Origin of the sequence: Micromonospora sp. NBC_01796, from assembly GCF_035917455.1 — a bacterium.
In the GTDB taxonomy this organism is placed as follows: domain Bacteria; phylum Actinomycetota; class Actinomycetes; order Mycobacteriales; family Micromonosporaceae; genus Micromonospora_G.
In genome coordinates this window covers 2,703,768-2,727,935 of sequence record NZ_CP109078.1, presented here as the reverse complement: position 1 = coordinate 2,727,935, position 24,168 = coordinate 2,703,768, and the positions used below count along the sequence as shown (strand labels likewise).

Here is a 24,168-nt window from a genome sequence, read left to right as displayed (position 1 = left end):
TCCAATACTGGGGAAGTGGCTGGTGAGCAGGCGACGGAGCTGACCCTGTGGACGATTCATGGCGAGCGGGTCGTGGACGACACCCGACGGGCGCGGCTGAGTATCGCCGAGGTGGAGTTGCCGGACGGGGTGCGGTTCGAGCAGTACGTGATCCGTGCGCCACGTGCTGCCATGGTCGCCGTACTCGATGAGCAAGGCCGGCTGTTGCTGATGCGCCGGCACAGGTTCGTCCTCGACCGGTGGGTGTGGGAGCTGCCGGGCGGTTACGTCGATGACGACGAGGACCCGGCGGACTGTGCCGTACGCGAGGTCGAGGAGGAAACCGGCTGGCGGCCGAAGTCGGTCGAGCCGTTGCTGTCGTTCCAACCGTGGGTGGGCACCGCCGATGCGGAGAACCTGCTGTTCCTGGCTCGGCAGGCCGACCACATCGGTACGCCCGTGGACGTGAACGAGGCAGAGCGGGTCGATTGGATCCCACTCGACAAGTCACGCGAGATGATCGCCCGAGGCGAGATCGCGGGTGCCGGCACGATCATCGCCGTACTGGAACTGATCGCACGTCAGGCGCGAGGCGAGCTATAGCCCCGTCACGACTTACGCCCAGCTCAAACGCCTCAGCAGGTGCCGAAGCCCTCGTCGAAGAGTTTCTGGGCGTAGTTGGCGTACCCGGCGACGGTTTTGCGTACTATCCGGCCGTCGTGCAGGAACAGGAAGGCGCGGTCGCCCTGCCGGGCGAGCAGCCCGTCGAACCGGTACGTCCCCTGTGGAGCGGTCAACGCCGTCGCCGCCGGGTAGCGGGCGTGCACGGTGTTGAGCGAGGTGCCGACGGTCACGCCCTCCGGGGTGTGCATCGGCGGGCTCACCCACATCAGCACGAGCCGGTTGTGGTCGAAGACCGGTCCGACCGTGTCGAGGCCGTTGATCTGCGCGGCGCACTCGGTGGCCTCGGGTTCGGGTTCCAGTACGCCCCGGGCGGTCAGTTCCCCTTCGGTGTCGCCGAACTCGATGTTGCGTACCCCGGACAGGTGGACCACGTCCGGCCCGAATGTCCCCACGGCCGGTTTGCCGGGCATGGTCGGGGCGCTCCCGCTCGCCGACGCGATGAGCGTCGCCAACAGGAAGCCGATCAGTACCGTTTTGCGGGCTTTCATATATCCCCTCCGGGAGCACAACGGAGCGGACGGCAGAAGGTTGCTGCCTCTATCCACATCCTGTGGATAGAACATGTGTACGACGGATTAGGTTACGCCCCAGTGCTGGTCCTGTTGGACCGTCGTGACGCCGGTCCGTACTGCCCGTGCGATGTCGTTGACGGAGCGTACGTATCCGACCGCCGATCCGGGCTGCGGGGACATGCTGCCGTGGGCGACCTGGTCCCGCAGCCGCCCCAGGCTGGTGATCGCCTGGTACGTCACCGGCGAGATCACCCCGTGGTCGAGCAGCTTCTGAGCCAGTGCCGCCCCCTGTCGCCGTACGGCCGCACCGGCGCGGTCCACGAACTCGCCGGTCCGTACGTCGTCCAGGGCCCCGGACATCGCGTCCTCCAGCGCGGACCAGGCGGCGTCCACCGCGTACGCCGGGTTCTGCTCGGCCCGCAGCGCGATGTCCCGGAAGCCGCGGTCGAGCTGTCCGGGCGACCCGGCCGCGGACCCGTTGCCGGTCGGGCGGCGATGTCCCGGTGTGCCGGGCCGGGGCGGGCCGGCGATCGGCGAACCGGTCGGTTCGGGCAGCGCCTCCGGCAGCGGATCGATGCTGGGCCACGGGATGGCCCGGCCCGATCGGGCGCCGACCCGGGCCTCCGTCGACCGGGCGGCCTCGGCCGCCACCGCCTCTCCGACCTGGCGGTCGGCCTCGCCGAACTCGGCGCCGAAGCTGCCGGCGGAAACCGACCGTAGCTGGCTCACCCTGGCCCGCAGCGGCCGACGGAAGATCACGAGTACGACCACCACCGCGGTCGGCCAGGCCAGGTGTCCGGTCATCTCCGCAATGAAACTCTGCCAACCCACCGGCCGGATTCTTCCGTGACCCACCCGATCCGTCGATAGCTACCGCCTGTTCCTACAACTCGGCGACGAGCAGTCGGTAACCGGCGTCGAACTCGGGCAGGTCCAGCAGGTCCGCGTGGCGGTCGTGCCACCGTCCCGAGGCCAGGTCGGCGGCGAGCCGTTCCAGGCCGGGCCGGATCGTCTCCTCACCGGTCTGGGCCAGCATCGACATGCCGGCCCGTACGGCAGGGTCGAGGTACGCCTCCGGCCGACGCCAGTACGCCGCCCCGAACCCGTCGACACAGTCGTGCGGTACGGGTACCACCTCCACCCGGGCGTCGCCGAGCAGCGCGGCCAGCCGGTCGACCGGCACGGCTCGGGTGTCGTCGAACGCCGCCGCCTCGGGCAGGTAGTCGCTGAGCAGCCAGAACTCCCGGGTGACCGTCTGATCCCAGGTCAGGATGACGATCCGTTGCCGGGCGATCCGCCGCAGTTCGGCGATCCCGGCTTCGAGGTCGGTCCAGTGGTGCACGGTCAGCAGCGCCATCACCGCGTCGGCGGCGTTGTCCTCGACCGGGATGTTCTCGGCGAACGCCCGCAGGACCGGGGCGGCCCCGACCGGGCGCTGCTCGATCATCACCGGACTGGGTTCGATCGCGAGCACGGTCTGCGGCGGCTCGTACGAACCGGTCCCGGCGCCGACGTTGATGACCGTACGGGCGTCGCCGAGGGCCGCGTTGATCCGGGCGGCGACCCTCGGGTCCGGTCGCCTGGTGCTGCTGTACGTCGTGCCGATGCTGTCGTAGATCACCATGTCGGGCAGTCTGCTCCTAGTCGCTGAGCGCCACCGTCCGGCAGCTCGCGTCTCACCCGCCGGTACGGCGCAGCCGGCTCTCCAGGCCGTCGAGTACGCACTCGAGCCCGTGTTCGAAGCTGTCGATGCGTACGTTGTCCGCTTCCTGGCCCCGCTGTGCGGCGTACACCCTGCTCAGGCGTGGGTACGGCTGCACGGCCTGTTCGACCGCCGTCCACAGGCGTTCGGTCCACTCCTGCTCGTCCTGTCCACTGCGGGCGATCACGGTCAACCACGCTGCCTCGCTGGTCGCCATCCCGATCACGTACGCGGTCACGGTGTTCACGGCCTGGTCGGCCTCGGGCAGGGAGAAGCCCGCCTCCTCGAACACGGTGAGCATGTTCTCGGAGAGCCCCATCATGTTCGGCCCCAGGTAGGCGACTCCGACCCCGCCGAGCACGGAGACGATCCAGGGGTGTCGGAGGAACGCCGACCGCAGGCTCTGTGCGCTGTGGGTCGTCGCCGCCCGCCAGTCCGCCGGGTCGCCGGGTTTCGGCACCTCGATCTCGCCGTAGACCTCGTCGACGACGAGTTCGATCAGCTCGTCCTTGTTCGCGACGTGCGAGTACATGGAGGTGGCGCCGGCGTTCAGCCGGTCGCCGAGCTTCCGCATGCTCAGCGCGTCGATTCCCTCGGTGTCGAGCAGTTGCAGAGCCGTGGAGACGATCTGTTCCCGGCTCAGTGCCGGCTGGTCGCGCCGCTGTCGCTGCGGGCGGGTCCACACCGATGGGAACGGCTGCTTTTCGGCTGGCATGCGGTCTCCTCTGCGTCAGTCGCGGCTCAGGATAGCCGACCGATACGAACACTGTACGGGGTTGCGCACACCGTTCGCATCTCCGTACAGTGTGCGGCGACCGAACAGTGTGCGGAGCAACGCACGCCGTGCGACGTACCGCCGAAGGGGTTTGATGATGGACCGTCAACCGGGCCGCTGGCTCATCCTGATCGTGCTCTGCCTCAGCACCCTGGTGCTGATCATCGACAACATGGTGCTCACCGTGTCGGTCCCGCCGATCGCCGCGGACCTGGGGGCCAGCGCCCAGGACATCCAGTGGATCATCGACTCGTACATCCTGGTCTTCGCCGGCCTGCTGCTCACCTCGGGAAGCCTGTCGGACCGGTTCGGCAGACGCCGAGTCATGATCATCGGATTGGTGATCTTCGGGGCGGCGTCACTCGTGGCCACCTTCGCCCAGAACCCCGAGCAGCTCATCGCCGGCCGCGTCCTGATGGGCATCGGCGGCGCCCTGATCATGCCGAGCACGCTGTCGATCCTCATCACCGTCTTCGACGACGAGGAGCGGCCCAGGGCGATCGCCGCCTGGAGCGCGGTGGCAATGGTCGGCCTGGTCGGTGGCCCGGTCCTCGGCGGTGTGCTGATCGCCCACTTCTGGTGGGGCGCGGTCTTCCTGATGAACGTGCCGATCGCCCTCGTCGCCATCATCGCGGCGATCGTCCTGATGCCGGAGTCCAAGGGACCGTGGCGCAAGGCCGACCCGCTCGGCATGATCCTCTCCCTGGTCGGCATGACCGCGCTGGTCTGGACCATCATCGAGTCGGCCAAGGACGGCCTCGCCCACCCGAGCACCCTGATCTCGCTCGCGGTGACCGTGGTCAGCCTGGTGTGGTTCGTCGTCTGGGAGCTGCGTACGCCCGACCCGATGGTTCCGCTGAGCCTGTTCCGCAACCGGATCTTCAGTGGCGCCAGCTTCTCCCTCGTCCTGCTGACCTTCGCCAACGGCGGGCTGATGCTGGTCCTGACCCAGTACCTCCAGTTCGTACTCGGCTACTCGCCCACCCAGACCGGCCTCGCCTTCGCCCCGATGGCGGTCGCCACCCTCGCCTCCAACACCGTCGGCGCCACCCTGGGCCAGAAGATCGGCAACCGGTGGATGACCGCCGCCGGCCTCGTGGTGATCGCGGCCGGGTTCGGTGCGCTGGCCACCCTCTCCGCGGAGAACGGCTTCGGCATGCTGGTCGCGGCCATGGTCCTGATCGGGATCGGCGGCGGCCTGGCCCTGCCTGCCGCCACCGCCGCGCTGATGGGGGCCGTGCCCACCGAGCACGCCGGGGTCGGGTCGGCGCTCAACGACACCGTCCAGCAGGCGGGTGCCGCGCTCGGCGTCGCCATCCTCGGTGCGGTCCTGTCCAGGACCTTCACCGGTTCCATGCCGGACTCGGCACCGGAGGCGAGCCGCCACTCGATCTCGGACGCCCTCAACCTCGCCACCGGCACCGGAAACACCGGCCTCGCCGAGACCGCCCGGGAGGCGTTCACCACCGCCATGTCGGCCAGCTTCGTGGCGGGCGGGGCCGGGGTGCTGGCCGCCGCCGTACTGGCCCTAGTCCTCATGCGCGACCGCAGCACCAACCCCGCAACCCCCGCGCCCGACCAGATCCGCGAACCCGTCGGCCACCCGGCCGGTTGAGCAGAAGCCCACGATCCGCGTACGGCAACAGCATCACCGCGTACGACGAGGGCCCTCGATCCGGAAACACCGGATCGGGGCCCTCGAACCGTCTGGAGCGCCTGGTCTCGCAGGACTGGAGACAGGGTCGACGCCTATTCGGCAGGAACAGGGTTCAGGACTCGGGTGAGCCAGTCGGTGCGGGTACGGCGTGCGGCGGCCGAGACGGGGACCTGCGGGTAGAGGGCGTCGAAGCCGTGGAAGCCGCCAGCCCAGATGTGCAGTTCGGCCTGGCCACCGGCCGCCCAGATCCGGGTGGCGTAGTCGACGTCCTCGTCGCGGAAGACCTCGGCCGTGCCGGCGTCGATGTAGGTGGTCGGCAGACCCGAGAGGTCGTCGGCCAGGGCGGGGGAGACGTAGGCGGGCACGTCCTCGTCGGCCAGGTCGCCGAGGACGGAGCGCCATCCGTACTCGTTCATCTCGCGGGTCCAGACACCGGGCTTGGCCTCGTACTGCTGGCTCGAGGTGGTGTCGTTGCGGTGGTCGAGCATGGGGTAGATCAGCATCTGGGCGGCGATCGCCGGGGTGGCCCGGTCACGCGCCATCAGGGTGACTCCGGCGGCGAGACCACCACCGGCGCTGGTGCCGGCGACGACGATGCGGGCAGGATCGATGCCCAGTTCGTCGGCGTGCTCGGCGACCCAGAGCAGACCGGCGTAGGCGTCGTCGACCAGGGTCGTGCCGGTGACGTCGGGTGCCAGCCGGTAGTCGACGGAGACCACGACGGCGCCGAACCGGTCGAGCCACTCCAGTGGGATGTCGACCTGCGAGAACCGGTCACCCATGATCATGCCGCCGCCGTGGACCCAGTAGACGCAGGGTGCGGCCGTGGGGCGATCGGCTCCGGACGGGCTGAAGATCGACAGCGGGATCTGTGCGCCGTCCTGGACGGGGATGGTGATCTCGCGGTGGGTGGCCGCCCGGCCGTCGAGCAGGGTGTCGACCGGCGTCGGCGGGAACTGGCGGAGCTGCGCCAACAGCTCGGGGCTGAGCGGGGGCATGGGCTGCATCTCGGCGAGCAGGGCGCGCAGTTCGGGGTCGAAGTCGGGGCGTACGAGGGTCATGGCCTTGTCCTTTGGGGGTGTCGGGTGTTCGGGGGAGAGGAATGCTGGGAGATCAGAAGGCGGCCTTGCCGCCGACCGGGACCTCGTCGGAGTACCGGGACTCGCCGTCGAGCAGCGGCTGGAGCTTCGCGACCAGTTCCTTCGCCTGGTCGGTGGCGAAGAACCGGCTGTGGGCCTCCTGGCTGGTCCAGCCCTCCGTCACCGAGACGATGTCGGGGTTGCTGGCCGAGCGGCTGATCAGGAAGACGACGCAGTCCTCGTTCGGCAGGGACGGCGCGTTGAGCAGGAACTCGACCAGTTCGTCACCCTTGCCGGGCTTGGCGGTCATGGTGGCGTGGAAACCGTGGTTGACGCTCATGGGGGTTGTCCCTCCAGGTCGTGGAGCCGTTGTGCTCCGGTGATGTCGACCCACCAATCAAATCAGCGCCACCAGGGGAAACGTTAGAGCGATACTCCCGACGTCTTGCCTAATCCTACTGTTGCAGAGAGGATCGGATAGTGCTTCAATCGGGTCATGGACCACCTCGACGAGCTGCGTGACCTCCTGGCCCGCCACGCCCGCCCCGACATGAGCACCGCCATCGAGGGCGTGCTCATCTCGAAGGTCGAGCGGCCGCACCCGCCGTCGCCGGCCATGTCCGGCTCGGTGATGGCCCTCATCACCCAGGGCGCGAAGCGGATCGCGCTGGGCGACCGCGTGTACGAGTACCGCGCCGGGCAGTACCTCATCGCCTCGGTCGACCTGCCGATCACCGGCCACTTCACCGAGGCCACCCCCGAGCAGCCGGCAATCGGCCTCGGGCTGACCCTGCACCCGGCAACCATCGCCGAGCTGCTGCTCCAGGCTGCCCCCGGGGACCTTCCACCGGCCGGCAGCGGCGCGCCGTCCGGCATGGCCGTCAGCGACGCGCCCAGCGAGCTGCTCGACGCGGCGATCAGGCTGGTACGCCTGCTCGACCAGCCACGCGACATCGCGGTGCTCGCACCGATGATCAAACGGGAGATCCTCTGGCGGCTCATCGCCGGGGAACAGGGTGCCGCCGTACGTCAGCTCGGCCTCGCCGACAGCAGCCTGACCCACGTCGCCCGTGCGGTCCGGTGGATCCGCGAGCACTACGCGCAGGCTTTCCGGGTGGAGGACGTGGCGCAGCGCTCGGGCATGAGCGTCTCCGCCTTCTACCGGAACTTCCAGGCGGTGACCGCGATGAGCCCGATCCAGTTCCAGAAGCAGATCCGGCTCCAGGAGGCCCGGTTGCTCCTCGCGACGCACCCCAACGACGTCTCCGGTGTCGGGCTCCGGGTCGGCTACGACAGCCTGTCCCAGTTCAGCCGTGAGTACCGCCGCCAGTTCGGCGCGCCTCCCAGCCAGGACGCCGTACGCCTGCGCGGCCTGACACCGAGTGCCGCCCCTGCCCTGGCGTGACAGCCACGCGACGACGCGAGGGCCGGCCCGTGCAGGCCGACCCTCGCGTTCCACTCACCGGTACGGCACGGTCAGCCGTCGATGCTGGGCCACTCCAGGTTCGAGCAGCTCGACTGGATCAGGTTGTTCTCTCCGTCGACCAGGCAGATCTTGAGCCCGATGACCTCGTTCGCCGCGACGTTGTTCGGGAAGATCGAGTACGGGTCGTAGATCAACTGGCTGCCCGCGCCGCCACCGTTGTACCTCGTGCCGAGGTACTTCCCGTGCAGCCAGGCCCAGACCTGTACGCCGTGACCGTCCCCCCGGAGGTCGCGGATCACGAGGTAGTCGTCGTTGTTACCGCCGCCGGGCGCGCCGGGGCCGTAGTCGACGAAGTCGACCGCGCCGCCGAGCCGGGAGTCGCCGGTGTAGACCGTGTAGTCGTCGTTGCCCGCGGCAGCCGCGGGGTTCGCGCTGGCCAGGATCGCGGTCAGTACGGCCGCCAGCGGCAGCAGTACCCGCATCGCAAGGTTTCGTCGCATGTCCGTTGCACTCCTCTGCTTCGCCTGCTCCGGCCCCTGGGGTGGGTGCCGATTGCCCAGAGCTTGGCGGTGCCGGCTTGCCGAGACCTTGGACGGAATCTTGAATCGCATGGTCGACGCGCTCTCGATCTGCCTTGAGCGAGACGAGAAGGCCCGGAACGACATCGGACCGGTCCCTGAGGGGCCGGTCCGATCGTTCTGCTCGTGGTGCTGGCGGAGGATACGAGATTCGAACTCGTGAGGGTGTAAACCCAACACGCTTTCCAAGCGTGCGCCCTAGGCCTCTAGGCGAATCCTCCGCCGGACAGAGTACAGGTTCCGGCGGAATCTCCCACCCGGCACCTCCCCTGAAGATCGACGCCCGGTCGGGTACAGTCAGCGATACCCCCCGTGTGGCGTCACCCTGTGAACCTCCCCAGGGCCGGAAGGCAGCAAGGATAAGCGGGCTCTGGCGGGTGCACGGGGGGCCTTTGCGTCCTGGTGCCGGTTTTCCGGCCCACCCAGCGTGTCCACGACCGCGCAGGTCCGAGCCGCCAGCGGGCCCCGGCCAGCACTCCGGAGCGCCAACAATCGCCCAACCTGTCCGTCGAGGGCGGGGCGAGGTGGCCGTACGGGGCGGCGGAGCGGAGAATGGCTCGGTCGAGAGGAGGCGGGACGAGTGGCACTCGCGCTCTACCGCAAGTACCGGCCGCGCACCTTCGCCGAGGTGATCGGGCAGGAGCACGTCACCGAGCCGCTGTCGCAGGCACTGCGTACGGGCCGGCTGAACCACGCGTACCTCTTCTCCGGGCCACGTGGCTGCGGCAAGACCTCCAGCGCCCGGATCCTGGCCCGCTCGCTCAACTGCGAGCAGGGGCCGACCCCGGAGCCCTGTGGCGTCTGTGACTCGTGCCGGTCCCTGGCCGGGGACGGTGCCGGGTCGCTCGACGTGATCGAGATCGACGCGGCCAGCCACGGTGGTGTCGACGACGCGCGTGACCTGCGGGAGCGGGCCTTCTTCGCGCCGGCCAACAGCCGATTCAAGATCTACGTCATCGACGAGGCGCACATGGTCTCGTCGGCCGGCTTCAACGCCCTGCTCAAGCTGGTCGAGGAGCCGCCGGAGTTCGTCAAGTTCATCTTCGCGACCACCGAGCCGGAGAAGGTCCTCGGCACGATCAAGTCGCGTACGCACCACTATCCGTTCCGGCTGATCCCGCCGGGTGTGCTGCGGCCGTACCTGGAGCAGTTGACCGAGGCCGAGGGCGTCAAGGTCGAGCCGGCGGTTTTCCCGCTGGTCGTCCGCGCCGGTGGTGGCAGCGCCCGGGACTCGCTCTCCGTACTGGACCAGCTCATCGCCGGGGCCGGTCCGGAGGGGGTCAGCTACGCCCGCGCGGTCGCCCTGCTCGGGGTGACCGACGCCGCGTTGATCGACGAGATGTGCGACGCGCTGGCCGCCGGTGACGGTGCCGCCGCGTACGGGACCGTCGACCGGGTGGCCGAGGCGGGTCACGACCCCCGCCGGTTCGCCACCGACCTGCTGGAACGGCTCCGTGACCTGATCGTCCTGCAACAGGTGCCGGACGCGGCGGCGAAGGGCCTGATCGACGGCCCGTCCGACCAGATCGAGCGGATGACCGCCCAGGCGCAGAAGCTCGGCCCGGCGACCCTGTCCCGGTGCGCCGACATCGTGCACAACGGCCTGGTCGAGATGCGCGGCACCACCGCCCCCCGGCTGCTGCTGGAGCTGGTCTGCGCCCGGATGCTGCTGCCCGGGGCCGAGGATTCGACCGGCGGGCTGTTGCAGCGGTTGGAGCGGATGGAACGCCGGCTGACGCACGTCGGCGATCCCGGTCCGTCGGCCGCCGCCGGTCCCGCACCGGTCCACGATCCCGCCCCGGTACGACCGGCGCCTGCCATACCGTCCGCACCGGTTGCCGCCCCGGTGGGCCGGGCACCCGAAGCCGCCCCGACCGAGCCGCCCCCGTCGGCGTACGGATCGACGGGTTCGACCGGTTCGAACGAGCCCGCCTCGGCGTCGGCCCGGCGGTCGGTGCAGCCGTCGGCGGTGATGCCCGATCCGGCCACCCCCGACCCGGTGGCTCCAGGCTCGGCCGCCCCCGGTGTGCTGGACGCCGCAGCCGTCCGCCGCCAGTGGGGCGACGTCGTCGGCATGATCAACCGGACCCACAAGCGCATCGCCGCCCTGGTACGCGACGCGGTGGTCCGGGACCTCGACGGCAACACCCTGGTGCTGACGGTCAAGTCGCCGGTGCTCGCCCAGATGCTGACCAGCAACGTCGAGGTGGTCACCGAGGCGATCTACCAGGAGTTCGGGGAGCGCTGGCAGATCCGGTGCGAGGTGGCCGGCGACCACCGCTCGGCGGGCGCCTCCGCCGCATCCCGCCCGGCTCCGGCGGCCTCGACCGCTCCGCCTGCTCCAGCGGCCCCAGCGGCTTCGACCGCTCAGGCGACTCCAGCCGCTTCGGCGACTCCGGCGGCTCCGGCTCCGGCTCCGGCTCCGGCTCGGGACACTGCGCCGCACGACGTACCGGCTCGGGAGGCGGCAGCACCTCGGGAGGCGGCGGCGGGTGCGGCGCCTCGGGGCACGGCACCCGGCGACCCGCCCCCGTGGGACACGACGTCCGGCGCCGCCAGTGGCAGCGCGCCGGGCGGGGAGAGCGCGTCGGCCGGGCGCTCCGGTGGTGGTTCGGGACGGACGGCTACGGCCGCTCCGGTGAACGGCGCGGGTGACACCGACTGGCCGGAGGCCGCTCGTCCGGGTGGGGCGGCAGCCGTACCGGCGCCGGCCGCCGGTGGGAGCGACTGGCCGGAGCCGGCCCGTCCCGGTGGCGCCAACCCGGTTGCGGCCCCTGCGAGCGGAGGCCGGGCGGAATCCGTACCGGGGGCTCGGGTGGACAGTGCTCCGGCGGCGCCGCCAGCGCCGACGAACGGTGCCGTACCCGGTGGTCCGGTCGGGAACGCGCAGCCGAGCGCCGGTCTCGCGGCCGCGCGCGCGGCGGCGGCGGGCCGTGGCCCCAAGCCCCAGGCGGCCGTGCGTACGGCGGACCGGGACTGGGCCGGCGATCCGCCCTACGACCCGGACTACGACGGCCCGCCCCGCGCGGCCGGTGGTGGTTACGAGGGTTTCGATCCGGGTGACGAGCCGCTCGACGAGGTGGTGGACGAGCGGACCGCTCGGCAGACCAGCGAGCAGCAGGCGATGGAGTTGCTGCGTCAGCAGCTCGGTGCCGAACGGATCGGCGACATCGACAACACCAAGTAGGCGCACGGTTCGGAAGTCGGTGGATCGGTTGCCGGTAAGGCGACTGCGGTCAATGCGACGACCGTCCATCATCGACTGACCAAAAACGGGTCAGCGGAGTCGGCACGGATCTCTTAAGATCAGCCGCCCCCTCTCTCGAAATGGTCAGGACCAGTGCGGCGAGAACTCTCGGTACCGGAGCGACTCGGCCTTTTCGGCCTGTCGGTAGCCCCGGTGGCGGCGGTCTGGCCGTGGCTGACCGGCAGCACCGGGTTGGGTACGCCGTGTCCGCTGCGCTGGCTGACCGGTGTGCCCTGTCCCGGCTGCGGCCTCACCACGGCCGCGGTCGCACTGGTTCACGGCGATGTTGTCGGCGCGTTCCGCGCCAATCCGGTGATCTTCGGTCTTGCCGCACTCGCGGTGGCCGTGGGTCCGGTGCTCGGGCTCCGGGCAATTGGTGTGCTTCCGGCACCGGTTGCCTGGTCGGCTCGGGCCCGACGGTGGATGGGTCGGGGGATGGTCCTGCTCGCCCTGGCGAGCTGGGTTTTCCAACTGATTCGGCTCGGCCTCGGCTGAGCAACCCCCCTTTCCTAAGGAGCACCCCCTTGATGTACGCCAACTGGGGCACGCGCGTCGGCGCGTATCTCATCGACATGGTGGCCCTATGGGCGATCTTGCTGCTCTCCCTCCCCTTCGCGGACGACAACGGGAATCCCAGCGCGATCTCCGTCGTCATCATCCTGATCGGGCTCGCGGTGGCCGTCTACAACCGCTGGTATCTGACCGGCAAGACCGGCCGGAGCTGGGGCAAGAAGGCCCTGGGCATCTCGCTGGTGGCCGAGGCCACCGGGCAGCCGATCGGCGTGGGTAAGGCGTTTCTGCGCGACATCGTGCACATCGTCGACGGCCTGCCCTGCTACATCGGCTACCTCTTCCCGATCTGGGACGAGAAGCGGCAGACCCTCGCCGACAAGATCCTGAGCACGGTGGTCGTGAAGGGCTGAAACACCCCGGCCGGTCGCGGGCGGGTCCAACCGCCCGCGACCGGCCGCACTAGGCTGGGGACGACCGCTATTCGCTTGACCGAGGAGTCGCCGTGCGTCCGGGTGGACAGCCCAATATGCAGCAGATGTTGAAGCAGGCGCAGAAGATGCAGCAGCAGCTCGCGGTGGCGCAGGCGGAGCTGGCCGAGGCGGAGCTGACCGGCACCGCCGGCGGCGGCCTGGTCACCGTCACGATCACCGGCGCCGGCGAGATCACCGCCATCAAGATCGACCCGAAGGCGGTCGACCCGGAGGACGTCGAGACGCTCGAGGACCTGGTGCTGGCGGCCGTACACAACGCCAGCGAGGCGGTCCGGAAGCTGACCGAGGAGAAGATGGGCCCGGTCACCGGCGGCATGGGCGGCCTCGGCCTGCCCGGTTTCTGAGTCACCCCAGATGTACGAGGGTGCGATCCAGGATCTGATCGACGAGTTGGGGCGGCTGCCGGGCGTGGGCCCGAAGAGCGCCCAGCGGATCGCGTTCCACGTGCTGTCGGCCGACCCGGCCGACGTCACCCGGTTGGCCACGGCCCTGCGGAAGGTCAAGGAGCTGGTGCGTTTCTGCACGAGCTGCTTCAACGTGGCGGAGTCCGAACAGTGCCGGATCTGCCGCGACCCGCGACGCGGTGCCGAGGTGCTCTGCGTGGTCGAGGAGCCCAAGGACGTGGTCGCGATCGAGCGGACCGGTGAGTTCCGGGGCCGCTACCACGTGCTCGGTGGGGCGATCAATCCGCTGGAGGGGATCGGTCCGGACAACCTCCGGATCCGCGAGCTGATGGCCCGTCTCGCCGACGGTGAGACGAAGGAACTGATCCTGGCGACCGATCCGAACACCGAGGGCGAGGCGACCGCGACGTACCTGGCCCTGCTGGTGAAGCCGATGGGCATCTCGGTGACCCGGCTGGCGAGTGGCCTACCGGTCGGTGGCGACCTGGAGTACGCCGACGAGATCACCCTGGGCCGCGCCTTCGCCGGCCGCCGTACGGTCTGACAACCCCGCCGTACGGTCCGACCACCCTCGCGGACCCACGGATCCGAAAGCCCGCCGACCGGCCGACCCGCTCGCCGGTCGGCGGTGTCGTACCGGTCGCGCGGTCCGGTTCGACCGAGCCGGTTCCCGCCGTCGCGACGGCCCACCCGCGGCGGGTGCTGATCACCCGCTCAGCGCCGATCCCGCCCCGGTGGCCGGGTTTCGGCCCGGTTCCGCCGGCCACGGGCCAACGTCCGGTCTGGCCAGTGATGTGACAGGGGCGGTTGAAGTGCGCCGTCTGCCGTTATAGATCCTCTTCTAGGTGTCGGCTTGGTAGAGATTCCAAAGCAGGCGTTCCGTTCGAGGTCTCACGGCCATTAGCCTGCCGCACACGGACCGTGCCAAAACCCCGGCGTTGGTCATGCGCATGACAGAGGTGAGAGATGCAGGCGAGAGGGCTCAGGTCGGCGATCGCCGTCGCGGCCGTTGCCGTGATGGCCGCCGGCGCGGCGGGATGTGCGGCAAGTGACCGGGAAGAGGGCGGAGAGGGCACCGCATCGGGCGGTACCTTCATCTTCGCCGGTGCCGGTGACCCCAAGAACTTCGACCCGATCTTCAACGATGACGGTGAGTCGTTCCGGCCGGTCCGCCAGATGTTCGAGACGCTGGTGACCCACAAGCCGGGTACCGCCGACGTGGTCGGTGGCCTGGCCGAGAGCTGGGAGCACGACGCGTCCGGCAAGGTCTGGACGTTCAAGCTGCGCAAGGACGTCAAGTTCCACGACGGCACCCCCTTCAACGCTGCCGCGGTCTGCTACAACTTCGACCGCTGGTACAACATGAAGGGCGCTGCGGCCCAGAGCCAGATGCTCTACTACCAGGACGTCTTCGGTGGTTTCGCGACCAACGAGGCCGAGACGGCCGGCAAGTCGATCTACGACAAGTGCGAGGCGAAGGACGACGGCACCGCGGTCGTCTCGCTGAACACGTACAAGGGGGCCTTCCCCGGTGCGTTCGCGCTCACCTCGCTCTCCATCGCCAGCCCGGAGGCGTTGAAGAAGTACGACGCCGACAAGGTGACGCAGAGCGGTGACTCGTTCGAGTACAGCGCCTTCGCCAACACCAACCCGGTCGGCACCGGCCCGTTCACCTTCGGTGGCTGGGACAAGGCGAAGAACGAGATCACCCTGAACCGCTACGCGGACTACTGGGGTGACAAGGCCAAGGTCGACAAGGTGATCATCAAGGTCATCAAGGACGAGACCACCCGTAAGCAGGAGCTGCGCGCGGGCACCGTCCAGGGCATCGACTTCCCGGCGCCGGCCGACCGCAAGGCGCTGGAGACCGAGGGCTTCCAGGTTCTCAACCGCCCGGCCTTCAACATCCTCTACCTGGGCATCAACCAGAAGAACAACCCGAAGCTCGCGGACCTGCGGGTGCGTCAGGCGATCGCCTACGCGCTCAACCGTGAGCAGCTGGTCCAGACCAAGGCGCCGGGTGGCTCCAGTGTGGCCAGCCAGTTCCTGCCGGACACCGTGCTCGGTTACGCGCCGGACGCCCAGAAGTACGAGTTCAACCCGGACAAGGCGAAGCAGCTCCTCAAGGAGGCTGGCGCCGAGGGTATGACGCTCAACTTCTACTACCCGCCGGACGTCTCCCGGCCGTACATGCCGAACCCGCAGGAGATCTTCACCGTTCTCGCCAACGACCTCCAGGGCGTCGGCATCAAGGTCAACGGTGTGCCTCGCCCGTGGAACGGTGGCTTCAAGGACGACGTGCAGCAGTTCGGCAAGCACGACCTGCACATCCTCGGTTGGACCGGCGACTACAACGACCCGGGCAACTTCGTCGGCACGTTCTTCGGGCGGGCCAAGCCGGAGTTCGGTGACGAGAAGATGACCGACATGTTCGCCGCCATCACCGCCGCCGACGCGACCGTCGACGAGGCCGGCAAGAAGGCCGCGTGGGAGCAGGTCAACCGGGACATCGCCAGCAAGTGGCTGCCGGCCATCCCGGTCTGGCACGCCCCGCCGGCGATCGTCGTCACCAAGGACGTCAAGGGTCTGGTTGCCAGCCCGCTGACGGCCGAGGAGTTCAACACGGTGACTGTTTCGGCCAGCTGACCCAGCGGTCACCCCGCGTACAGCTGCGGCCCGGGCCGGGCGAATCGTCCGGCCCGGGCCGCTCCTGCGGGTATCGAGAACATGGTGTGTGAGAGATGTTGCGAGTCATAGTTCGCCGCCTGCTACAGCTGGTGGTGACCCTGATCGCGCTGACCGCGCTGATCTTCATCTGGCTCCGGAACCTGCCCGGTGGCCCTGTCGACGCACTGCTCGGCGAGCGGGCCACCCCCGAGCGGCGGGAACTCCTGACCAAGGCGCTCGGTTACGACCAGCCGATCCTGGTCCAGTACGGCAAGTTCATGCAGCGGATGCTCACCGGCGACTTCGGCAACTCGATCCGCACCGGCGACTCCGTCGTCGACGTGCTCGGGCGGTCCTTTCCGGCAACGGTCGAGCTGGCCCTCGCCGCGATGATCATCGCGGTCGGGCTCGGCATCCCGCTCGGTTACCTGGCGGCCCGGCACCGGGGTCGGACCCTGGACAACCTCACCGTCGGCGGGACGCTGCTCGGCATCTCGATCCCGATCTTCTTCCTGGGCTACCTGCTCAAGGACGTCTTCACCCAGAACATCCACTGGTTCCCGCCCTCGGGGCGGATCAGCACCGGACTGGACAACACCAACGTCACCGGCTTCTTCGTACTCGACGGGTTGCTCACCAGGGAGTTCGACGCCAGCGCCGACGCGCTCTGGCACCTGATCCTGCCGGCGGTCACCCTGGCCACCATCCCGCTGGCGGTGATCGTACGGATCACCCGGGCCAGCGTGCTGGACGTGCTGAACGAGGACTTCATCCGTACGGCCGAGGCCAAGGGTTTGCGGCACCGGACCATCCGGGGGCGGCACGTCCTGCGTAACGCCCTGCTGCCGGTGGTGACCACGATCGGTCTGCAGACCGGCGCGCTGCTGGCCGGTGCCGTACTGACCGAGAAGGTCTACAACTGGGGCGGCCTCGGTACGTTGATCACCGACTCCATCACCGGCAGTCGGGACTATCCGGTGTTACAGGCGCTGATCCTGGTCGCCGCCCTGGTCTTCATCGTGGTCAACCTCCTGGTCGACCTCTCCTACGCGGTCATCGACCCCAGGGTGCGTGTGCGATGAGCGAGCAAGGCGGGAACGTGAGTGAGCCGAGCAAGCCGGACACCGGCACCAGCGGAATGAGCGGGCGCGGGGTCACCGCGCTCGCCGAGCGGAAAAAGGCCCGGCTGGACGAGTTGGCGCGGGCGAGCGCCGAGCCCGGCGGCGTCAGCATGTTCCGCGACATCGTACGGCGGCTGTCCCGCAACCCGGTCGCGGTGACCGGGGCGGTAATCGTCGGCCTGTTCGTCCTGGTGGCGATCTTCGCCCCGCTGATCGCCCCGCACGATCCGAACCAGCGCTTCGACCAGTTGCTCGACGGCCTGACCGCGGACACGATTCCGGGATCGCAGGACGGGTTCCTGCTGGGGTCGGACCCGCTCGGCCGCGACTTCGCCTCCCGGCTCGTCTACGGCGCCCGGCAGACGCTCCTGGTCGGTGTGCTCGCCACCCTGATCGGGCTCGCCCTCGGTGTGGTGATCGGTGCGATCGCCGGTGCGTTCGGCGGCTGGGTCGACGTTGTCCTGATGCGCCTGACCGACGTCATGCTGGCCCTGCCCGGCCTGCTCCTGGCGATCACCCTGGTCGCCCTGGCCAGCCGGTCCAGCCAGTGGACGGTGATCTTCGCGGTCTCGATCGTCAGCGTGCCGATCTTCGCCCGGCTGCTGCGCGGTGCGATGCTCGCCCAACGGGAGAGCGACCACGTGCTCGCCGCCCGCGCACTCGGGGTGAAGGAACGCGCGATCGTGCTCCGGCACATGCTGCCGAACTCGCTGACCCCGGTCATCGCCCAGGCGACGCTCACCTTCGCGGTCGCGATCCTGGAGGCCGCCGCACTGTCGTTCCTCGGCCTCGGCGACCCGGACATCAACCGGGCCGAGTGGGGCCTGATGCTCGGCGTCGACGGCCAGCGCTACTTCGAGATCCGCCCGGAACTGGCGTACTTCCCCGCTCTCGCGATCATCATCGTCGCGCTCGGCTTCACCCTGCTGGGCGAGGCCATGCGCGAGGCGATCGACCCGAAGAACCGGCGGTGACCGGGATGCTCACCTACGCACACCGGGTCGGTTCGCCCGGGCACCACGGGCAAGAGGGGGAACCGGCATGAGCCTGCTCGACGTACGGGATCTGGGCGTGGTCTTCAACCGCCGGGGTGAGCGGCCGTTCACCGCGGTGGACAAGGTCAGCTTCTCGGTGGAGCCGGGGCAGACGGTCGGCCTGGTCGGTGAGTCCGGCTGCGGCAAGAGCGTGACCAGCCTCGCGATCATGGGGCTGCTGCCCAAGCGCGGGAACTCGGTCAGCGGTGAGGTGCTGTTCGAGGGCACCGACCTGCTCAAACTGCGCGGCAACGACATGCGGGACCGGCGGGGCCGGGAGATCGGCATGATCTTCCAGGATCCGCTCTCCTCGCTGAACCCGGTCCTGCCGATCGGGTTGCAGGTCGCCGAGGTGCTGGAACGGCACCAGGGGCGGGACCGCAAGCAGGCGCTGCGCGAGGCCCGCGACCTGCTGGACTCGGTCGGCATCCCCGACCCGGACCGGCGGCTGAGCGAGTATCCGCACCAGATCTCCGGTGGTATGCGCCAGCGGGCCCTGATCGCCATCGCCCTCGCCTGCAAGCCACGGCTGCTGATCGCCGACGAGCCCACCACGGCGCTCGACGTGACCATCCAGGCGCAGATCCTGACCCTGCTCAAGGAACTGGTCGACTCCTCCGGGACCGCCCTGATCATGATCACGCACGACCTCGGGGTGGTCGCCGGGCTCTGCGACACCGTCAACGTCCTGTACGGCGGCAAGGTCGTGGAGACCGCCGAGCGGCACGAGCTGTTCGCCCGCCCGCGGCACCCGTACACCCATGGGTTGCTCAGTTCGGTGCCGCGCCTGGACTCGCTGCGCGGCGAGCGACTGCACGCGATCCGGGGTTCGGTCTCGGACAACATCCCGTGGACGGAGGGGTGCGCGTTCGCGCCACGCTGCGACCGGGTGGTGGACTCGTGCCTCGACGGCGCCCCGGTCCTGGAGCCGACCGCGGTCGGTGGCCGGCTGCGCTGCAACAACCCGGTTCTGGAGGAGGTGGCGGCATGACCGAGTCCATCGCGGAGGCGCCGCAGGCGCAGGAGTCGAAGACGCAGGCGCCGCTGATCGAGCTGCGTGACCTGAAGGTGCACTTCCCGATCAAGAGCGGGCTGCTGGTCGACCGGACCATCGGGTACGTCTACGCGGTCGACGGCGTCTCCCTGTCGATCCGGGCCGGTGAGACGTACGGGCTGGTCGGTGAGTCCGGGTGCGGCAAGTCGACCCTCGGTCGGGGCCTGCTGCGGCTGGTCGAGCCGACCGACGGAGAGATCATCTTCGACGGCACCGACGTACGCGCGCTCAAGGGCGAGGCGATGCGGCACGCCCGTCGCCGGATGCAGATGATCTTCCAGGACCCGCTGTCCAGTCTCGACCCGCGCCAGTCGGTGCAGTCGTTGCTGGTGGAAGGCCTCAAGGCACACGGGTTGGCCGGCGACAAGGCGGACACCCTGCGCCGGCTCCGGGAAACCCTCGACGCGGTCGGTCTGCCCGCCTCGGCGCTGCGGAAGTACCCGCACGAGTTCTCCGGCGGCCAGCGCCAGCGGATCGGGATCGCCCGCGCGCTGGTGCTCGGGCCGGACCTGATCGTCGCCGACGAGCCGGTCTCCGCGCTCGACGTGTCGATCCAGGCCCAGGTGATCAACCTCCTGGAGGACCTCCAGGCCGAGCGGGGACTGACGTACCTGATCATCGCGCACGACCTGGCGGTGGTCCGGCACATCGCCGACACGGTGGGCGTGATGTACCTCGGTGGACTGGTGGAGGAGGCGTCCAGCGACGACCTCTACCGGGAGCCGATGCACCCGTACACCAAGGCTTTGATGTCGGCGGTGCCGGTGCCGGACCCGGTGGTCGAGGACCGCCGCGAGCGGATCCTGCTCGCCGGTGACCTGCCCTCGCCGACCAACCCGCCGTCCGGATGCCGGTTCCACACCCGGTGCCCGTGGGCGCAGCCGACCCGCTGCCGCGACGAGCGGCCGGCGCTGCGGGAGACGTCGACCGGTCACCGGGTGGCCTGCCACTTCGCCGAGGACATCGCGGCCGGGCGGATCGGGATGCACGACGTCGAGCCGGAGCTGGTCCGGCCGACCGACCTGGCCACCCCCGGCGAGACCGGCGACCTGATCCCCACCGTCTAGGTCACGCGTCACCGTCGACAGGGGCTCCTTCTCCCGCCGGGAGAAGGAGCCCTTCCGCACCTGTCAGCAGGTGCCGAGCATCTCGGTGAGCGTGGTCTTCTCGGCGGCGGTGACCGTCAGTTTCCAGTGGTGCTTCACCGTGATCCAGCTCTCGGCGTACGTGCACCAGTAGTCGCGGTTCGGTGGCTGCCACTCCTCCGGGCCCTGGTCGCCCTTGCCCCGGTTGCTGCCCGCCGACACCGCGAGCAGCTGGGGCCGGGTGAGGTCGTTGGCGAAGTCGCCGCGTTCGGCGTCGCTCCACTCGTCCGCGCCGGACCGCCAGGCGTTCGCCAGCGGGACCATGTGGTCGATGTCGACGTCCGCCGGGTCGGTCAGCGTCTTCTTGTCGTAGACACTCGTCCAACGGCCGCCGACCACGTTGCATCCGGCGAGCTTGATGTCCTCACCGTCGCGCTGCAGGACGGTGTCGCGGACGTCGCAGTTCTTGCCCGCGTCCCGCCAGTGCGGGAAGTGCTCCCGGCTGTAGCCCTTCATCGAGCTGGCCTGGGCCACCGTCAACTGGCCGAGCTGAGCGGTTGCGCCGTCCACCCCGGCCGGGCCGCTCGGGTCGGCCCCGGGCGTGGACTGTGCGGTGGGTGCGCAGCCGGCGCCGCCGAGCGCGAGCGCCGCGACGAGCGCGGCCGAGATGACCCGTCGGGCTGCTGATCTGGTACGCGAATACGACACCAGCCAAGCTTGCGGGCTGATCCGGATATCCGCACAGTATCCACCGGAGGTTTCGGCGTTTCGTGACATTCGCCGTATCGGGCAGGGCATGTTGGAGATCGTGGCCCCACCGTCAACGCCGATCCGGCTCGCCAGCCCCGCCGGCCGGGGACTGCTGTTCGCGGCCGTCCTCGCCTCCGGCATGGTGTTCCTCGACGGCACCGTGGTCAACGTGGCGCTGCCCCACCTCGGCCGCTCCCTGGACGCCGGCGTCTCCGGTCTGCAGTGGACGGTCGACGGCTACCTCCTGACCCTGGCCGCGTTCGTCCTGCTCGGCGGCGCACTCGGAGACCGGTACGGCCGCCGCCGGATCTTCCTCCTCGGCGTGGTCTGCTTCACCGCCGCCTCGGTCCTGTCCGGCATCGCCCAGAACATCGAGTGGCTCATCGCCGCCCGGTTCCTCCAGGGGGCCGGCGGTGCGCTGCTCACCCCGGGCTCGCTCGCCCTGATCCAGGCCAGCTTCCACCCCGACGACCGGGGCAAGGCGATCGGCGCCTGGTCCGGCTTCTCCGGGGTGTCGACCGCGGTCGGGCCGCTGCTCGGCGGCTGGCTGATCGACGCCCTCTCCTGGCGGTGGATCTTCCTGATCAACGTGCCGCTCGCGGTGGTCGTGGTGTTCGCCGCCCTGCGCTGGGCCCCGGAGAGCCGGGCCATCGGCGCGGCCAACCAGGCGGCGTCCGGCACCGGTGGGGCGGTGATCGGTGCGGCCGGCAGCGCCGCACCGCGGTTCGACCTCACCGGCGCCCTGCTCGGCGCGCTCGGGCTGGCCGGGATCACCTTCGCCCTGATCGAGGCCGCCCAGCCCGGCAGCGGCGGCGCCACGGTCCTGGTCGCGGTCGGTGCGCTGGTCGGGGTGCTCGCGGCGGTGGGATTCGTACTGCTCGAACGGCGCAAGGGCAACGCCGCGATGCTGCCACCGGCGCTGTTCCGTCGCCGCCTCTTCTCGGTCCTGAACATCTACACCGTGGTCGTGTACGCCAGCCTCGGCGGGTTCAGCTTCTTCCTCTCCGTACACCTGCAGAACGTGGCCGGGTACTCGGCGCTGAAGACCGGCCTGGCGAACCTGCCGATGACCGTTCTGCTGCTCGTCGGCTCACCGTGGGCCGGTGCGCTGGTCGCCAGGATCGGCCCCCGGCTGCCGCTGACCGTCGGGCCGCTGATCGCCGCCGGGGGCGTACTGCTGCTGCGCGGGATCGGACCGCACGCGTCCTTCTGGGCCGACGTGGTGCCGGGGGTTTTCCTCTTCGGGCTCGGGCTCACGTTTGTCGTCGCCCCGCTGACCACGTCGGTCCTGGGCGCGGTCGACGACCGGTTCGCCGGGGTGGCGAGCGGGTTCAACAACGCCGCCTCCCGAGTCGGGAGCGTGCTCGCGGTGGCGGCGCTGCCGCTGCTGGTCGGCCTCTCCGGGGCCGCGTACCGGATGCCCGCCGAACTGGCGAACGCGTTCCGGGCGGCGATGCTCTGGTGCGCCGGGCTGCTGATCGTCGGCGCGGTCCTGGCCGCGGTGCTCATCCACCGCCCACGGCCACACCGGGACTCGCCGAAGTCCGACTGACCCGCGCAACGAGCGGGCCGACCGGCAGCGCGCCGGTCGGCCCCTCGATCGTCGTACGTTCCCGAATCAGCCGTGTACGCGGTTGACCGCGCTGGTCAGGGCGGTGATCGACGCGGTGACGATGTTCGCGTCCAGCCCCACACCCCAGACCGTACGACCGTCGACCTCCGCCTCCACGTACGCCGCCGCCTGGGCGTCGCCACCGGAGGAGAGGGCGTGCTCGTGGTAGTCCAGCACCCGGACCCGGATGCCGAGGCTCTGCAGCGCGTTCACGTACGCGTCGATCGGGCCGTTGCCGACCGCGGACAGCGACCGGTGCTCGTCGCCGAACCGGACGTCCGCCTCGACCTCGACCTTGCCGTCCACCGTGCCGGTCCGGTACGACACCAGCGACAACGCCGGGTCGGGCTGGTGGTCGACCAGGTAGTGGTTGGCGAAGATCTCCCACATCCGGCCCGGCTCGACCTCGCCGCCCGCGTGGTCGGTGACCTGCTGGACCACGCCGGAGAACTCGATCTGGAGCCGGCGCGGCAGGTCCAGGTTGTGCTCCGCCTTCATGATGTACGCGACGCCGCCCTTGCCGGACTGCGAGTTGACCCGGATGACCGCCTCGTAGGTGCGACCCAAGTCCTTCGGGTCGATCGGCAGGTACGGCACCCCCCAGGTGAACTCGTCGATCGGGACCCCGGCCGCCCGCGCGTCCGCCTCGAGCGCGTCCAGCCCCTTCTTGATCGCGTCCTGGTGCGAGCCGGAGAAGGCGGTGTAGACCAGGTCACCCGCGTACGGGTGCCGCTCGTGCACGGGGAGCTGGTTGCAGTACTCGACCGCCCGCTTGATCTCGTCGATCGAGGAGAAGTCGATCTGCGGGTCGATGCCCTGGGAGAAGAGGTTCAGGCCCAGCGTGACCAGGTCGACGTTGCCGGTGCGTTCGCCGTTGCCGAACAGGCAGCCCTCGATCCGGTCCGCCCCGGCCAGCAGACCCAGCTCGGCGGCGGCGACGCCGGTGCCCCGGTCGTTGTGCGGGTGCAGGGAGAGGATGACGCTGTCCCGCCGGGGCAGGTGCCGGTCCATCCACTCGATCGAGTCGGCGTAGATGTTCGGGGTGGCCATCTCAACCGTGGCCGGCAGGTTGATGATCAGCGGCCGGTCCGGCGTCGGGTCGATGACCTCGATCACCGCGGCGCAGACCTCCAGCGCGTAGTCGAGTTCGGTGCCGGTGTACGACTCCGGCGAGTACTCGTAGAAGATCTCGGTGTCCGGGGTGTGGATCTCGGCGTACTTCTGGCAGAGCCGGGCGCCCTGGGTGGCGATGTCGGTGATCCCGGCCTGGTCCAGCCCGAACACGACCCGGCGTTGCAGGGTCGAGGTCGAGTTGTAGAAGTGCACGATCGCCCGCTTGGCGCCGCGCAGCGACTCGAAGGTCCGCTCGATCAGGTGTTCCCGGCACTGGGTCAGGACCTGGATCGTCACGTCGTCCGGGATCAGGTCCTGCTCGATGAGCTGCCGTACGAAGTCGAAGTCGGTCTGGCTGGCCGACGGGAAGCCGACCTCGATCTCCTTGTAGCCCATCTGCACCAGGAGCTGGAACATCCGCCGCTTGCGCTCCGGCGACATCGGGTCGATCAGCGCCTGGTTGCCGTCGCGCAGGTCGACCGCACACCACCGGGGTGCGACCTCGACCTGTCGGGTCGGCCACCGCCGGTCGGGCAGGTCGACGGCGAACTGCTGGTGGTACGGCTGGTAACGCTGGTACGGCATCCGGCTCGGGCGCTGCCGGGCGATCGGATCGGTGTCGGTGTCGGCTGGGTTGGGCATGTCGAAGACTCCCGTGGTCATGCGGCGTCAGACGTCGTGAAGC

Annotated in this window: 23 protein-coding genes, 1 tRNA gene and 1 other RNA gene; 15 read left to right on the top strand and 10 right to left on the bottom strand. The window is 69.8% G+C overall.

The window, feature by feature from the left end:
* Window positions 1-15 precede the first annotated feature (15 nt).
* Window positions 16-582: an NUDIX hydrolase gene (locus OIE47_RS12545; RefSeq protein ID WP_326561669.1), complete on the top strand. Its 567-nt coding sequence runs from the start codon at window positions 16-18 to the stop codon at window positions 580-582.
* A gap of 32 nt (window positions 583-614) precedes the next feature.
* On the opposite strand, the gene OIE47_RS12540 is transcribed toward OIE47_RS12545, so the two are convergent.
* The 4 genes from OIE47_RS12540 to OIE47_RS12525 all read right to left on the bottom strand — a co-directional run bounded on the left by OIE47_RS12540 (window position 615) and on the right by OIE47_RS12525 (window position 3,592).
* Entirely contained in the window at window positions 615-1,151 is a 537-nt protein-coding gene (locus OIE47_RS12540) for a hypothetical protein (RefSeq protein ID WP_326561668.1), read from the bottom strand.
* Between the two features lie 87 nt (window positions 1,152-1,238).
* On the bottom strand, window positions 1,239-1,979 hold the full coding sequence (locus tag OIE47_RS12535) for a hypothetical protein (RefSeq protein WP_326561667.1): 741 nt from the start codon (window positions 1,977-1,979) through the stop codon (window positions 1,239-1,241).
* 79 nt (window positions 1,980-2,058) lie between these two features.
* Window positions 2,059-2,799 carry a class I SAM-dependent methyltransferase gene (locus tag OIE47_RS12530; RefSeq protein ID WP_326561666.1) on the bottom strand — a complete coding sequence of 247 codons (741 nt, stop codon included), beginning with the start codon at window positions 2,797-2,799 and terminating at the stop codon, window positions 2,059-2,061.
* 52 nt (window positions 2,800-2,851) lie between these two features.
* The gene (locus OIE47_RS12525) at window positions 2,852-3,592 is read right to left on the bottom strand and encodes a TetR/AcrR family transcriptional regulator (RefSeq protein WP_326561665.1); all 741 of its coding nucleotides are present in this window, start codon (window positions 3,590-3,592) and stop codon (window positions 2,852-2,854) included.
* 154 nt (window positions 3,593-3,746) lie between these two features.
* On the opposite strand from OIE47_RS12525, the gene OIE47_RS12520 reads away from it, so the two are divergent.
* The gene (locus OIE47_RS12520; protein WP_326561664.1) at window positions 3,747-5,267 is read left to right on the top strand and encodes an MFS transporter; all 1,521 of its coding nucleotides are present in this window, start codon (window positions 3,747-3,749) and stop codon (window positions 5,265-5,267) included.
* Window positions 5,268-5,401: 134 nt separating this feature from the next.
* Here OIE47_RS12520 and OIE47_RS12515 read toward each other — a convergent pair whose 3' ends face one another.
* Window positions 5,402-6,370 (bottom strand): alpha/beta hydrolase, encoded by a 969-nt coding sequence (locus tag OIE47_RS12515; protein ID WP_326561663.1) that lies wholly within the window; start codon window positions 6,368-6,370, stop codon window positions 5,402-5,404.
* A gap of 52 nt (window positions 6,371-6,422) precedes the next feature.
* Entirely contained in the window at window positions 6,423-6,728 is a 306-nt protein-coding gene (locus tag OIE47_RS12510; RefSeq protein ID WP_326561662.1) for a putative quinol monooxygenase, read from the bottom strand.
* 156 nt (window positions 6,729-6,884) lie between these two features.
* Here OIE47_RS12510 and OIE47_RS12505 point away from each other — a divergent pair, with 156 nt between their 5' ends.
* Entirely contained in the window at window positions 6,885-7,793 is a 909-nt protein-coding gene (locus OIE47_RS12505; RefSeq protein ID WP_326561661.1) for an AraC family transcriptional regulator, read from the top strand.
* 71 nt (window positions 7,794-7,864) lie between these two features.
* On the opposite strand, the gene OIE47_RS12500 is transcribed toward OIE47_RS12505, so the two are convergent.
* Window positions 7,865-8,314 carry a hypothetical protein gene (locus OIE47_RS12500; RefSeq protein WP_326561660.1) on the bottom strand — a complete coding sequence of 150 codons (450 nt, stop codon included), beginning with the start codon at window positions 8,312-8,314 and terminating at the stop codon, window positions 7,865-7,867.
* Between the two features lie 211 nt (window positions 8,315-8,525).
* Window positions 8,526-8,613: transfer RNA gene (locus OIE47_RS12495), tRNA-Ser, on the bottom strand.
* A gap of 83 nt (window positions 8,614-8,696) precedes the next feature.
* Between OIE47_RS12495 and ffs the strand changes: the two genes are divergently transcribed.
* The 11 genes from ffs to OIE47_RS12440 all read left to right on the top strand — a co-directional run bounded on the left by ffs (window position 8,697) and on the right by OIE47_RS12440 (window position 19,990).
* Window positions 8,697-8,786, top strand: an RNA gene (ffs, locus tag OIE47_RS12490) — signal recognition particle sRNA small type.
* Between the two features lie 186 nt (window positions 8,787-8,972).
* A complete protein-coding gene (locus tag OIE47_RS12485; protein WP_326561659.1) occupies window positions 8,973-11,579 on the top strand; it encodes a DNA polymerase III subunit gamma and tau in 2,607 nt (868 codons plus the stop codon).
* A 153-nt stretch (window positions 11,580-11,732) separates the two neighbouring features.
* Complete coding sequence (locus tag OIE47_RS12480; protein WP_326561658.1) at window positions 11,733-12,134, top strand: DUF2752 domain-containing protein; 402 nt, start codon at window positions 11,733-11,735, stop codon at window positions 12,132-12,134.
* A gap of 32 nt (window positions 12,135-12,166) precedes the next feature.
* Window positions 12,167-12,562 carry an RDD family protein gene (locus tag OIE47_RS12475; RefSeq protein ID WP_326561657.1) on the top strand — a complete coding sequence of 132 codons (396 nt, stop codon included), beginning with the start codon at window positions 12,167-12,169 and terminating at the stop codon, window positions 12,560-12,562.
* 116 nt (window positions 12,563-12,678) lie between these two features.
* Window positions 12,679-12,987, top strand: a complete 309-nt coding sequence (locus OIE47_RS12470) for a YbaB/EbfC family nucleoid-associated protein (protein WP_326563075.1) — start codon at window positions 12,679-12,681, stop codon at window positions 12,985-12,987.
* A gap of 10 nt (window positions 12,988-12,997) precedes the next feature.
* A complete protein-coding gene (gene recR, locus OIE47_RS12465) occupies window positions 12,998-13,591 on the top strand; it encodes a recombination mediator RecR (RefSeq protein ID WP_326561656.1) in 594 nt (197 codons plus the stop codon).
* Window positions 13,592-14,013: 422 nt separating this feature from the next.
* Window positions 14,014-15,693, top strand: a complete 1,680-nt coding sequence (locus tag OIE47_RS12460; protein WP_326561655.1) for an ABC transporter substrate-binding protein — start codon at window positions 14,014-14,016, stop codon at window positions 15,691-15,693.
* A gap of 95 nt (window positions 15,694-15,788) precedes the next feature.
* On the top strand, window positions 15,789-16,796 hold the full coding sequence (locus OIE47_RS12455) for an ABC transporter permease (RefSeq protein ID WP_326561654.1): 1,008 nt from the start codon (window positions 15,789-15,791) through the stop codon (window positions 16,794-16,796).
* Window positions 16,797-16,852: 56 nt separating this feature from the next.
* The gene (locus tag OIE47_RS12450; RefSeq protein WP_326563074.1) at window positions 16,853-17,809 is read left to right on the top strand and encodes an ABC transporter permease; all 957 of its coding nucleotides are present in this window, start codon (window positions 16,853-16,855) and stop codon (window positions 17,807-17,809) included.
* Window positions 17,810-17,876: 67 nt separating this feature from the next.
* Window positions 17,877-18,860: an ABC transporter ATP-binding protein gene (locus OIE47_RS12445; RefSeq protein WP_326561653.1), complete on the top strand. Its 984-nt coding sequence runs from the start codon at window positions 17,877-17,879 to the stop codon at window positions 18,858-18,860.
* Complete coding sequence (locus OIE47_RS12440) at window positions 18,857-19,990, top strand: ABC transporter ATP-binding protein (RefSeq protein ID WP_326561652.1); 1,134 nt, start codon at window positions 18,857-18,859, stop codon at window positions 19,988-19,990. Before OIE47_RS12445 ends, OIE47_RS12440 begins: the two co-directional genes overlap by 4 nt.
* A 63-nt stretch (window positions 19,991-20,053) precedes the next feature.
* On the opposite strand, the gene OIE47_RS12435 is transcribed toward OIE47_RS12440, so the two are convergent.
* Entirely contained in the window at window positions 20,054-20,716 is a 663-nt protein-coding gene (locus tag OIE47_RS12435; protein ID WP_326561651.1) for an HNH endonuclease family protein, read from the bottom strand.
* Between the two features lie 88 nt (window positions 20,717-20,804).
* Between OIE47_RS12435 and OIE47_RS12430 the strand changes: the two genes are divergently transcribed.
* On the top strand, window positions 20,805-22,310 hold the full coding sequence (locus tag OIE47_RS12430) for an MFS transporter (protein ID WP_442792083.1): 1,506 nt from the start codon (window positions 20,805-20,807) through the stop codon (window positions 22,308-22,310).
* A gap of 66 nt (window positions 22,311-22,376) precedes the next feature.
* On the opposite strand, the gene leuA is transcribed toward OIE47_RS12430, so the two are convergent.
* Complete coding sequence (gene leuA / locus OIE47_RS12425) at window positions 22,377-24,125, bottom strand: 2-isopropylmalate synthase (protein ID WP_442792082.1); 1,749 nt, start codon at window positions 24,123-24,125, stop codon at window positions 22,377-22,379.
* Window positions 24,126-24,168: the final 43 nt, after the last annotated feature.

What these genes read in the sequence shown, in the direction of transcription:
- recR (WP_326561656.1), top strand. Translation starts at nt 12,998, where the DNA reads ATGTACGAGGGTGCGATCCAGGATCTGATCGACGAGTTGGGGCGGCTG.
- OIE47_RS12535 (WP_326561667.1), bottom strand. Translation starts at nt 1,979, where the DNA reads ATGACCGGACACCTGGCCTGGCCGACCGCGGTGGTGGTCGTACTCGTG.
- OIE47_RS12510 (WP_326561662.1), bottom strand. Translation starts at nt 6,728, where the DNA reads ATGAGCGTCAACCACGGTTTCCACGCCACCATGACCGCCAAGCCCGGC.
- OIE47_RS12430 (WP_442792083.1), top strand. Translation starts at nt 20,805, where the DNA reads ATGTTGGAGATCGTGGCCCCACCGTCAACGCCGATCCGGCTCGCCAGC.
- OIE47_RS12475 (WP_326561657.1), top strand. Translation starts at nt 12,167, where the DNA reads ATGTACGCCAACTGGGGCACGCGCGTCGGCGCGTATCTCATCGACATG.
- OIE47_RS12460 (WP_326561655.1), top strand. Translation starts at nt 14,014, where the DNA reads ATGCAGGCGAGAGGGCTCAGGTCGGCGATCGCCGTCGCGGCCGTTGCC.
- OIE47_RS12540 (WP_326561668.1), bottom strand. Translation starts at nt 1,151, where the DNA reads ATGAAAGCCCGCAAAACGGTACTGATCGGCTTCCTGTTGGCGACGCTC.
- OIE47_RS12450 (WP_326563074.1), top strand. Translation starts at nt 16,853, where the DNA reads ATGAGCGGGCGCGGGGTCACCGCGCTCGCCGAGCGGAAAAAGGCCCGG.
- leuA (WP_442792082.1), bottom strand. Translation starts at nt 24,125, where the DNA reads ATGCCCAACCCAGCCGACACCGACACCGATCCGATCGCCCGGCAGCGC.
- OIE47_RS12500 (WP_326561660.1), bottom strand. Translation starts at nt 8,314, where the DNA reads ATGCGACGAAACCTTGCGATGCGGGTACTGCTGCCGCTGGCGGCCGTA.
- OIE47_RS12520 (WP_326561664.1), top strand. Translation starts at nt 3,747, where the DNA reads ATGATGGACCGTCAACCGGGCCGCTGGCTCATCCTGATCGTGCTCTGC.
- OIE47_RS12470 (WP_326563075.1), top strand. Translation starts at nt 12,679, where the DNA reads ATGCAGCAGATGTTGAAGCAGGCGCAGAAGATGCAGCAGCAGCTCGCG.
- OIE47_RS12440 (WP_326561652.1), top strand. Translation starts at nt 18,857, where the DNA reads ATGACCGAGTCCATCGCGGAGGCGCCGCAGGCGCAGGAGTCGAAGACG.
- OIE47_RS12445 (WP_326561653.1), top strand. Translation starts at nt 17,877, where the DNA reads ATGAGCCTGCTCGACGTACGGGATCTGGGCGTGGTCTTCAACCGCCGG.
- OIE47_RS12530 (WP_326561666.1), bottom strand. Translation starts at nt 2,799, where the DNA reads ATGGTGATCTACGACAGCATCGGCACGACGTACAGCAGCACCAGGCGA.
- OIE47_RS12525 (WP_326561665.1), bottom strand. Translation starts at nt 3,592, where the DNA reads ATGCCAGCCGAAAAGCAGCCGTTCCCATCGGTGTGGACCCGCCCGCAG.
- OIE47_RS12515 (WP_326561663.1), bottom strand. Translation starts at nt 6,370, where the DNA reads ATGACCCTCGTACGCCCCGACTTCGACCCCGAACTGCGCGCCCTGCTC.
- OIE47_RS12505 (WP_326561661.1), top strand. Translation starts at nt 6,885, where the DNA reads ATGGACCACCTCGACGAGCTGCGTGACCTCCTGGCCCGCCACGCCCGC.
- OIE47_RS12455 (WP_326561654.1), top strand. Translation starts at nt 15,789, where the DNA reads ATGTTGCGAGTCATAGTTCGCCGCCTGCTACAGCTGGTGGTGACCCTG.